Consider the following 1,415-nt stretch of genomic DNA (forward strand, 5'->3'; position numbering starts at 1 on the left):
CTCGACAAAGGCCGGGCCCCGCCACAGCGCGAGAGCCTCATCGAGCATTGCGGCGGCCGCGGCGGCCGGTTCAGTTGCCGCCCGTGCGCAGAGCGCCTCGAACCGGGCCGCATCCAGCGCATCCCGGCCGGCAGGCAGCACGTACCCGGCGGGCTCGAGGCGCAGCCACCCCGGCCCCAGCGCCGCGCGTAGCCGGGACAGCACCGTGCGCAGCGCCGCCCGGGGCTCGGCCGGCAGCTCGCCGCCCCACGCGGTGTCGATGAGCACGTCCGCAGGCACCGGCCGGTTGGACCGGACCAGCAGCGCGGCCAGTACGGCACGCCGGCGACCGCTCGGCAGCAGCACAGGGACACCGTCGCGGTGCACCTCCAACGGGCCGAGCACCCTGAATACGAGCGCCACTCTGCTCACCTCCAGCACGTACCGACACTGCTGTGCACGCCCGGTGCAACTCCCATGAAACCCCCTGCCGTGACGCTGGTGCACACCGTGCGCTCCGACCAGAGGAGGGCACCCCCGACAAACGGAGCTGTCATGGCGTCGATCGCTGCCAACGGAACCACGTTGTACTACGAGCTGCGCGGGGACGGGCCGCCTGTGCTCTTCATCTCGGGCGCCACCGGCGACGCCGGGCACTGGACGCAGGTCGCCGACGCGTTAGCGAATGAGTACACCATCCTCACCTACGACCGACGGGCGAACTCGCGTAGCCCCCGACCGGAGAACTGGACCTCGGCGCCGGTCGACGAACAGGCCGATGACGCCGCCGCGCTGCTCAGAGCACTCGACCTCGCACCAGCGGTCGCCTACGGAAACAGCGGGGGCGCGACCATCCTGACCAATCTCGTGTTGCGCCATCCCGATGTGCTGCGCGCCGCGATCCTCCACGAGGCGCCGTACGTCGCCGTCTCGTCGGACCCGGAGGCGGCCACGACAGGCCTGCAGACGGTCATCAGCGAGGGCATGACCGAGGGCGGCCCACCGCTTGCGGTGGAGTACTTCCTCCGCCACGTGGCCGGGGACGAGGCCTACGAGTCGTTCGACCCCGAGATGCGGACGCGCATGCTCGGCAACGGAGAGACCATGTTCGGTATCGAGATGGAGGGCATCTTCGCCTACATGCCGACATCCGAACAGCTCGCCCAGGTGCGACTCCCGTGCGCCGTAGCCGCGGGCGTCGACAACCGCGACCCCGACGCGACGCACCATTGGATGTACGAGTCATCGCAGTGGCTCGCGCACGAGCTGGGCGCCTCGTTCGTCGAGACCCCTGGTGCGCACATGCCCCAAGCCACGCACCCGCGAGCACTGGCTGAGGTACTCCGTCCCCTGATCGACAAGCTCCCGAAGGTCCTTGCCTAGACGGTATGAGCAGCCCGTTTGACCGGGCCGGGGCCTCACTCGCAACCTGACGT

Annotated in this window: 2 protein-coding genes; one reads left to right on the forward strand and one right to left on the reverse strand. The window is 70.0% G+C overall.

Going from position 1 to position 1,415, the window contains the following annotated elements:
- A partial coding sequence (locus AB0M20_RS43495; RefSeq protein WP_364307356.1) for a BTAD domain-containing putative transcriptional regulator occupies nucleotides 1–402 on the reverse strand: 402 nt, incomplete at its 3' end.
- Between the two features lie 132 nt (nucleotides 403–534).
- On the opposite strand from AB0M20_RS43495, the gene AB0M20_RS43500 reads away from it, so the two are divergent.
- Entirely contained in the window at nucleotides 535–1,362 is an 828-nt protein-coding gene (locus tag AB0M20_RS43500; protein ID WP_364307358.1) for an alpha/beta hydrolase, read from the forward strand.
- Nucleotides 1,363–1,415: the final 53 nt, after the last annotated feature.

The sequence above is a fragment of the Actinoplanes sp. NPDC051633 genome, from assembly GCF_040681735.1.
Lineage (GTDB): Bacteria > Actinomycetota > Actinomycetes > Mycobacteriales > Micromonosporaceae > Actinoplanes.

Excerpts from the sequence above, each read along its gene's own strand:
- AB0M20_RS43500 (WP_364307358.1), top strand. The coding sequence starts at position 535 with ATGGCGTCGATCGCTGCCAACGGAACCACGTTGTACTACGAGCTGCGC.